This is a genomic window from Mammaliicoccus sp. L-M44 (genome assembly GCF_022386355.1).
GTDB classification, from domain to species: domain Bacteria; phylum Bacillota; class Bacilli; order Staphylococcales; family Staphylococcaceae; genus Mammaliicoccus; species Mammaliicoccus sciuri_A.
In genome coordinates this window covers 1-7,287 of record NZ_JAJNIU010000041.1, presented here as the reverse complement: position 1 = coordinate 7,287, position 7,287 = coordinate 1, and the positions used below count along the sequence as shown (strand labels likewise).

General features: G+C 29.8%; 8 protein-coding genes and 2 tRNA genes. 4 read left to right on the top strand and 6 right to left on the bottom strand.

Going from position 1 to position 7,287, the window contains the following annotated elements; genetic code table 11:
* Positions 1-149: 149 nt before the first annotated feature.
* From LQ611_RS13545 to LQ611_RS13530, 4 genes are all read right to left on the bottom strand, one after another.
* Positions 150-237, bottom strand: a tRNA-Ser gene (locus tag LQ611_RS13545).
* 1 nt (position 238) lies between these two features.
* Positions 239-313: transfer RNA gene (locus LQ611_RS13540), tRNA-Asn, on the bottom strand.
* Positions 314-445: 132 nt separating this feature from the next.
* Entirely contained in the window at positions 446-1,000 is a 555-nt protein-coding gene (locus LQ611_RS13535) for a competence protein ComK (protein WP_119475338.1), read from the bottom strand.
* 112 nt (positions 1,001-1,112) lie between these two features.
* Entirely contained in the window at positions 1,113-1,478 is a 366-nt protein-coding gene (locus LQ611_RS13530; RefSeq protein WP_107566018.1) for a VOC family protein, read from the bottom strand.
* Positions 1,479-1,721: 243 nt separating this feature from the next.
* On the opposite strand from LQ611_RS13530, the gene LQ611_RS13525 reads away from it, so the two are divergent.
* Positions 1,722-1,937 carry an IDEAL domain-containing protein gene (locus LQ611_RS13525; protein ID WP_016911637.1) on the top strand — a complete coding sequence of 72 codons (216 nt, stop codon included), beginning with the start codon at positions 1,722-1,724 and terminating at the stop codon, positions 1,935-1,937.
* 73 nt (positions 1,938-2,010) lie between these two features.
* Here LQ611_RS13525 and lplA read toward each other — a convergent pair whose 3' ends face one another.
* A complete protein-coding gene (gene lplA, locus LQ611_RS13520; RefSeq protein WP_239709654.1) occupies positions 2,011-3,006 on the bottom strand; it encodes a lipoate--protein ligase in 996 nt (331 codons plus the stop codon).
* A 170-nt stretch (positions 3,007-3,176) separates the two neighbouring features.
* Here lplA and LQ611_RS13515 point away from each other — a divergent pair, with 170 nt between their 5' ends.
* Positions 3,177-3,362 carry a YkvS family protein gene (locus tag LQ611_RS13515; protein ID WP_025905642.1) on the top strand — a complete coding sequence of 62 codons (186 nt, stop codon included), beginning with the start codon at positions 3,177-3,179 and terminating at the stop codon, positions 3,360-3,362.
* Between the two features lie 2 nt (positions 3,363-3,364).
* On the top strand, positions 3,365-3,970 hold the full coding sequence (locus tag LQ611_RS13510) for a CPBP family glutamic-type intramembrane protease (protein ID WP_025905643.1): 606 nt from the start codon (positions 3,365-3,367) through the stop codon (positions 3,968-3,970).
* A gap of 61 nt (positions 3,971-4,031) precedes the next feature.
* On the opposite strand, the gene LQ611_RS13505 is transcribed toward LQ611_RS13510, so the two are convergent.
* Complete coding sequence (locus LQ611_RS13505) at positions 4,032-5,543, bottom strand: bifunctional metallophosphatase/5'-nucleotidase (RefSeq protein WP_025905644.1); 1,512 nt, start codon at positions 5,541-5,543, stop codon at positions 4,032-4,034.
* 152 nt (positions 5,544-5,695) lie between these two features.
* Between LQ611_RS13505 and LQ611_RS13500 the strand changes: the two genes are divergently transcribed.
* The gene (locus LQ611_RS13500; protein ID WP_107565919.1) at positions 5,696-7,168 is read left to right on the top strand and encodes an ATP-binding protein; all 1,473 of its coding nucleotides are present in this window, start codon (positions 5,696-5,698) and stop codon (positions 7,166-7,168) included.
* Positions 7,169-7,287: the final 119 nt, after the last annotated feature.

The window sequence follows — 7,287 nt, the reverse complement described above, 5'->3', positions numbered from 1 at the left end:
GTTTAATCATGATTTTAGTGGAAAATATTAATCCATATAAAAAAACAAACTGAACTTATAAATTTAAGTTCAGTTTGTCCACAGTCTGAGAAAAAACCTTGAGTTATCAAGGTTTTTTCTTTTCACTATACGTGACTAATTAATCTGAGCGGAGATGGAGGGATTCGAACCCTCGCGCCGCAGAACGACCTACACCCTTAGCAGGGGCGCCTCTTCAGCCAACTTGAGTACATCTCCATGGCTCCACAGGTAGGACTCGAACCTACGACCGATCGGTTAACAGCCGATAGCTCTACCACTGAGCTACTGTGGAATAATTAAATTTTTATCAAGCACAAATACTATTATATCAAGCATCTTAATATTTTCAAGAGAAAACCTAAAAAAATTAACGGAACATTTACACTTTAGTTGCACTTGTTCCGTTAATATTTATTTTCGTATGCTAATATTGATTTTTTAAATACATCTTAATAACATCAAGTACACTATATCCATCTTGAGTTAAGTCAATATTAGGTGTATTTAGTTGTTTAATAAAGATATTATTACGGTGATTTCTATAGTACAAACATAAACAGTTTAAGTATTGATGATTAATTACGTGGTAGGAAATTGGAAAAACGAGGCTTTGATCTTGCTCTAAAAATATCTTGGTCTTATTGCCATTGTATTCTTTGAAATCTTTAACATAGAGTATATTTATCCATGTGTTGTCTATTGACCTTTCGGAACCTGTGCAGAAAAAATAAGTGGATGTAACTGCGGATACTAAAATCGGGGGTTTGCTAGTAATTCTGGTAAGCCTTTTTGTAAGAAGCTTTCTTTCATTGAAGTGTTCTCCATAAAAGCGACATGACTGATTCATAATTTCTTGAGGTTTCTGTTTAATAATGAACGGTTCTCTACCCGCTTCAGACACCTCAGTATGAATGGTATGATCGTCTACTCTGACTCCTCTAATGTACATCGTGTTTTGTTTAATTACGTATTTACTCATAGTATGCTCCTTTCAAAATTTATGTAATTACAACGAATGGATTTACATTTATTGTAATTACATAAAATATAATCTATATTTAAATGGAAGTCAATACTTTTTGGAATAAATTCTATTGTTTTTCTATAAATTCTAAACGATTTCCAAAAGGATCTAATAAATGGATTCTATTTGCGCCTGGAAAACGATTATCTGCTTTAAACTCTATTTTTTCATTCGTTAAATGTTCTTTTAAATCTTCTAGATTTTCAACATTAATAGCTGGATGTGCTTTTTTTAATGGTTCAAATCCTTCTTCAATACCAATATGCAAATCAATTTGATTAATATTAAACCAAACGCCTCCATTACCTCTCAATGACTCAGGCTTTTCTACTTCTTTAAACCCTAATTGATTACAATAGAAATATCGTGCTTTATCCTCTGATCCTTTAGGTGCAGATAATTGAACATGATCCCACTTTTTTAATTGATACATAATGATTCTCCTTAAGTATTTTTGTTATATATGGTTCGACTACTTAAAACTTTCACAACCGTATTCTGAATTGTGAGCAAAATAATTTGAAATTAGATTATAGTAACATATAATGAATTTATAGAGTAAGTTTATCACTGATTTCGAATTATAAATTTACTTTTTAAAATTTCTGAATATTCATTGCATTTAGAAAATAAATACGCTATAATTTTAACAAATAAAGTCAAGGGGTTGTTTAAAATGAAACAATATTCTCAAGTTAAGCACCAGAGTTTAGAAACTTTTGTTAATAACTTAAATGATTTATCAGTTGAGCTTGTGATTGACTCTGCTTTACGTGAAAATCGTAAAAGAGAATTAATGGTTTTAATTGATGAAGCACTTGCGAATCGTAATAATACTTTATTTGAACAATACAGTGAAGAATTAATTCAGTTGGAGGATTTACAATCGTGAGTTGTCATTTAAAATTTAACACATAATAAGAGACTACTTTTGAAAACATTCAAAAATAGTCTCTTTTATTTGTTTATAGCATTAAATTAATAATTTCTTCTTTAGCGATATCTCCAAAATAGTGATAAACATCAATATCTTTTAATGCTTCTTGAATAGATGATTTTTGATGTTGAACACCTATTAATGCTTCTTCAATATCTTTTACATCACCGACACCAAAGAAATCACCGAATATTGCTGCGTGTTCTATTTTACCTTTTTTAACATCTAATTTAATTTGGACAAGTCCTCTATCAAATTTATGACTTCTTTCAAAGTTGTATTTAGGATTCTTGCCATAATTCCATTCCCATTTTTGGTATTTATTTTTACTTAGTTCATTAATGTTATCCCAATCTTCATCTGTTAAATGATACTCTTCAACATCTTCACTACCTTGTTGTTTAAAGATAGATGTAAGTATACGTTGTTTAAATGTTTCAATATCCATTGGCTCTTCTAAGAACTCTTGTATGTTTGCGACACGTGATCTTATAGATTTAATACCTTTAGATTTTATTTTTGCTTCGTTAACGCGAAGTGCATTAACAACCTCTTCGATTTCACTATTTAACATCAATGTCCCATGTGAGAACATGCGATCTTTTTGTTTAACCATTGCATTACCTGATATTTTTCTTTCCCCGACTTGTATATCATTTCTACCAGATAATTCTGCTTTAACACCCATTTCATTTAAAGCATCAACAATTGGTTGTGTAAATTTCGCAAAGTTATGGAAACTGTCTTCGTCATCTTTTGTAACAAAGCTAAAGTTTAAATTACCTAAATCGTGATATACAGCTCCACCACCAGAAATTCTTCTTACTACTTTGATGTTGTGTTTCTCAACATACTCTTGGTTAACTTCTTCAATCGTATTTTGATTTTTCCCTACAATAATAGATGGTTGATTAATATAGAATAGGAAATAACTATTATCTTTAGGAAGAGAAGTTAAGACATATTCCTCCATAGCTAAATTAATCATTGGATCGTTAATACCATTATTACTTACAAATTTCATTATATTTCCTCCTTCTTTTCTCCCCAAATAGCCTCAAGTATTATAGTACCATATGTTTGATTAATCATATGTATGATATGTTTATGTTAAAATAGAGTATATTTGTTAATACTTTATAAACTGGGTATTATTTAGTATAATGTTTCATAGTATTATTTAGGAGGAATAAGATGACAATCGCAGAAGTTGGAAATATCATAGAGTTTCAAGATGGATTAAGAGGTAGAGTTGAAAAAATTAATGAAAACTCAGTTATCGTAGATATCACAATTATGGATAACTTTGAAAGTTTAGAGTTACCTGAAAAAACTGTAGTGAATCATAAGCGTTATACAATAATTTCTGAAGAGGGATAATAGTGAAGAGACAAATTAATCCTCAATTAATATGGTTCATATCTAGTTTCATTATTTTTCACATTATTTTATTCATTATGCAAGGTGAAAAAGAAGTATTCTGGTACTTATATACTGGTATTATGCTGATTGCGGGCATTAGCTATGTCTTTTATCAACGTGACATCAAATCTAAGCGATTACTTCAATCAATTGGATATGGTCTTATTGGTGCCATTATATTAGTTCTACTTCAGCTATTATTATCACAAATTTATAATGGCTTGTCATATGCATCCTTATTAAAAGAATTAATGCATGCTGGCGTATTTTATAAGTGGCAAATGCTTGTAACAATTGTAATTGCTATACCTTGTCATGAGTTATATATTAGAACAATTTTACAAAATCAGTTACAGCTGAAATTTTCACAACCTATTATTGCAATCGTTGTGAGTGCCCTTGCATCTAGTTCACTATTTTTATATTTAGATAATTTAGCTATATTTATGTTTATATTTTTAGCACAACTCATATTATCTACATTGTATTTCTACACGAAAAGAATCGTAACATCTTATGTAGCTCAAATTGCAGCAATCATCATACTCGTTATAATTTTTAGCTAATACATTTAATAAAATAATCCCCAAAAATTTTAGCAATTATGCTAACTTTTTGGGGATATTTTTATAATACTTCAAAATGATGTTCTAAATCATATTTGCCCTTTGATTCCGTCAGTTCTTCAATCATATATTCGATGACAGTCTTTTTCGCTCTCTCATACGTTGATTCAGAAATGATCTTATTAACGTGTCTAAATAAATAATCCGTCATAATAACTGAATAGGTAGCTTCTAAATCAATATTATTTAAGTTAACTCTACTGCCTACAGGTTTACTCAAATCAATCGTATATTCGAAACCTTTCCATACAGTCATAAGTGTCGGTTCTAAAATATGGTCATTATATTGAACCGTGTCCCCTTCTTTATACAGTGCTGTAGCAGTTCTTTCTATAATGCGCTTTATTTCAGCACCAGATAAATTAATTTTGACAGGTTTATCAGTATGTACATATGATTGATAAACATCTTTAACTTGTAACTCGCCACGTAAACCTTTACCAGTCGGGTTCCCAATTTGTGCACAAACAAAATCAGTTTCTTTAAATGCTCTCGTCATACTTTGTTGAATACATTCCATGAACTTATGCGGTTTTATAAATAAGTCTGTTAATTGTTTATAATCTAACACAACAGGTACGTCAACAACGCTCTGTTCAGACCAATGTTGGACTGCTTTTTGGTCGAAATACGTTAGTTCCAATAAATCTCTATCTTCAGGATAACTTGAAATTTCTACGTGCTTAATAGACGTATCGATAATTTCTACAGAGTTTGCTCTTTTTTTGAATTGAATAGACATATCTACAATATTCGTAGCATCTTTACCTGGTTGTATAAACTGTGTTTCTTCGACTTTAAGATCAACAATATGTTCTTGATGTCCAGTAATAATGACATTTACGCCTTCTGTACTTTTTGTCATACTTTCAGCGTTGTTACTGTAATATGATCTATAATTATTTTTATCTGTGTAAGTGTTTAAGCCACCATGGTATAACATAATCAAGAAGTCAGGGCTTTCTTTTTCATGTAAATATCTCACCCATTTTTTTGCTGTAGTCATAGACTCACCAACAAGGACTTCGTCTTCAAACTCAACGTTTTTATTTTCCATAAGACCACTAGATGTGAATCCTATGATGCCTATTTTTATACCTTCTACATATTTAATCGTATAAGGTGTTGTAAAATATGGTTCACGAGTCTTACTATGTTCAATATTTGCTGCTAACCAAGGAAATCTGCTTAAAGCAATAGATTTATTTAAAAAGTCTAAGCCAAAGTTGAATTCGTCAGGGCTCACACCACTTGCATCAAATTGCATTTCATTCATCACTTTAATCATTGGATTTCTCTTATATGGGGCAATTTGAGCATAATAAAAAGCAAACATTGAACCTGACAACATGCCACCATTATCTAACAATAAGACGTGGTGATTGGTTTTGCGTTTATGTTTAACGTAAGTGGCCATCTTTAGAATGTTACCACTAATACCACTTTTTCCTATTTGTCCATGTAAGTCAGAAGTAGCTAATAAATCAATTGTTATGGTTTCATTCGTATTCAATGCTATCCCCACCTTTTTTATTTATTTTACCATTTTTAAATACTGTTAGGGCAGTTTACGACCATTTGGATAGAAAATTTATTTAATATGTATTGGCAATAATTGTTAATCATAATATACTCTATTAGTAAACAATAAACTTGGAGGCAATAATGAAATCATTTAATAAATTAATCATCATTAATTTTGCTATCGCTTTAGTCATTTCATTAATGATTGGTATTATTATAAATAAAAATTATACAAATAGAGTGAATCAAAGATTAGAAACGACGAAAGAAATTGTAAACTTAAAAATTAATACATTTATAAATGAATCAAATAGCATCTCTGAATCTTTAACGACTATTTTATCTAACAGCCGCAATGAAAAATTTATTAATCAATTTTTAGAAGATAATCACATCAGATACACTTGGATCGACCATATTTATATATTGAATGATCAAAAACAAATCGTCTATGACTCTAAAGGCGCTGATTATACCTCTCTTGAAGATTTTAACAAATATAAGTTTCAATTTCCTTTTACAGCTAATTCTAGTTTAAGCAGTGAAAAAATCTCATTAAAAAATGCCAATACATTATTATTAACGAATCATTTAAAAGTTCAAAATAAAGACTACACTGTTGCTTCAGAAATCAATATGTCTTCATTCAAAAATGAAATTAATTTAATTTCTAAAAGATATCACATTCAAGTTAATGGAATCGATGGTACTGAAATCTATCAAGTTGGAAAAGAATATAAACACTCTAAATCCGTAACATATTTATATGATCAATTACCAATCTCATTAACAATTAGCGGACAGTATAATTTTATAACGCGCATAATTTTACCGAGCATTTTTATATTTTTAGTGGTATTTTTATTATTATCTATTGTGACACTTATATTAAAAAATAGATCCGAACGATTAGAACATGAAAAAGTCATCGAACAAGCTAATAATGAAAAACTTAGATTAATAGGTACACTTGCTGCCAATACAGCACATGAAATTAAAAATCCACTTACAAGCATTAATGGCTTTATCGAACTAACGAGAATGAAATATGATAAAGATAAACAAGATCATCACTTTAATATCATTTCAGAAGAACTAGATAGAATTAATAATATCGTGACACAGTTTTTATTTTTAGGAAAGCCAACTAACCTTGCCTATTCAAATGTCGATATTAATCAATCTATCAAAGAAGTTTCACAATTTTTGAAGTATGAACTTGAACAACATAACATTAATATTGCTTTAACATTACCTGATAGCCCTATCTATGCATTTATTTCAGAAGATCAATTAAAACAAATTCTTATCAATCTCATTCAAAATGCTAAAGATGCTTTATTAGATGTTGAACAACCAGAAATTGAAATTCAATTACAACATACACATGCAAAACAAGCGACGATTATATTTAAAGATAACGGTACTGGAATGTCTAAAGAGACACAACAAAAGATATTCGATCCTTTCTTTACAACGAAAGAATCTGGTAGTGGTCTCGGTTTATATTTAAGTAAGAAACTCATTGAAGATTGGGAAGGCGAAATTAGCGTATTTACAAATATGACTAAAGGTACTACCTTTATGATTACTATACCTACTATTAAGCCATAAGAAAAAGCAAGCGACCTAGTCGCTTGCTTCAGACTGTGGACAAACTGAACTTAAATTTATAAGTTCAGTTTGTTTTTTTATATGGATTAATATTTTCCACTAAAATCATGATTAAACTA

Bases quoted from the DNA above. Each gene is read 5' to 3' on its own strand.
- LQ611_RS13530 (WP_107566018.1), bottom strand. From the start codon at position 1,478: ATGTATCAATTAAAAAAGTGGGATCATGTTCAATTATCTGCACCTAAA.
- LQ611_RS13500 (WP_107565919.1), top strand. From the start codon at position 5,696: ATGAAATCATTTAATAAATTAATCATCATTAATTTTGCTATCGCTTTA.
- LQ611_RS13515 (WP_025905642.1), top strand. From the start codon at position 3,177: ATGACAATCGCAGAAGTTGGAAATATCATAGAGTTTCAAGATGGATTA.
- LQ611_RS13535 (WP_119475338.1), bottom strand. From the start codon at position 1,000: ATGAGTAAATACGTAATTAAACAAAACACGATGTACATTAGAGGAGTC.
- LQ611_RS13525 (WP_016911637.1), top strand. From the start codon at position 1,722: ATGAAACAATATTCTCAAGTTAAGCACCAGAGTTTAGAAACTTTTGTT.
- lplA (WP_239709654.1), bottom strand. From the start codon at position 3,006: ATGAAATTTGTAAGTAATAATGGTATTAACGATCCAATGATTAATTTA.